Source organism: Stenotrophomonas sp. P5_B8 (assembly GCF_054049855.1).
Genome location: NZ_JBFULO010000792.1, coordinates 1 through 818 on the forward strand (window position 1 = coordinate 1; position 818 = coordinate 818).

The following is an 818-nucleotide window of genomic DNA, read 5'->3' on the forward strand; positions in this document are numbered from 1 at the left end:
GCCGAGCTCAAGGGTGGTCGTCAGTACCCGGATCGCATCCGATCAGTGTTCCCATGGCTGCTACGCCGTCAGATCATTGAGATTGATGTGCCGACGATGGAGCGATGGTGGCGCGCGCGCGTTACTGGACCCGATGCTGTCACTAAGGCCACCGCAGCGCGCGACTTTGCTTGCCTGAGGTCAGCGCTTTCGCGGGCTGTGGAGTGGAAGTTGATCGAGACCAATCCCCTCATGGGCATGCGTCAGCGATCAGCGGCTAGCCGCAAGGTGGTTCGGTTCCTGTCCCCGGACGAAGAAACGATGCTCCGGGCCGCGCTCGCAGCGCGCGATCTAGCCGGGGTTGAGGGCAGGGCGAACGCTAATGCGGCCCGACGTAAGTACCGGCAAGCGGTTCTGCCTGATTTGCCGATGGACGGGTATGTCGATCACCTAACGCCCGTGGTTCTTACAGCCATGAACACCGGTATGAGACGGGGTGAGCTGCTGTCGATGACATGGGCCGACATCAACTGGGAAGCAAAGATGCTCACCATCCAGGCGGAGAACGCCAAGTCCGGCAGGCAGCGTCACATCCCTCTGAACGTCGAAGCCATGGAAGTCCTGCAGCGTTGGGCCAGTCAAGCGGGCGAGCGACGCGCGGGCAAGGTATTCGAGGTGAGCGACATCAAAAAAGGGTGGGGCAAGCTGATCACTGACGCCCGCATCGAACAGTTCCGGTTCCATGACCTCCGGCATCACTTTGCATCGCGCTTGGTGCGGGCAGGGGTAGACCTGAACACTGTGCGCGAGCTCTTGGGTCATGCAGACATCACTATGAC

At 60.9% G+C, this 818-nt stretch carries 1 protein-coding gene; it reads left to right on the top strand.

The window, feature by feature from the left end:
- Positions 1 to 210: 210 nt before the first annotated feature.
- On the top strand, positions 211 to 818 hold a 608-nt coding region (locus tag ACXJKH_RS21495), incomplete at its 3' end, for a tyrosine-type recombinase/integrase (protein WP_457322421.1).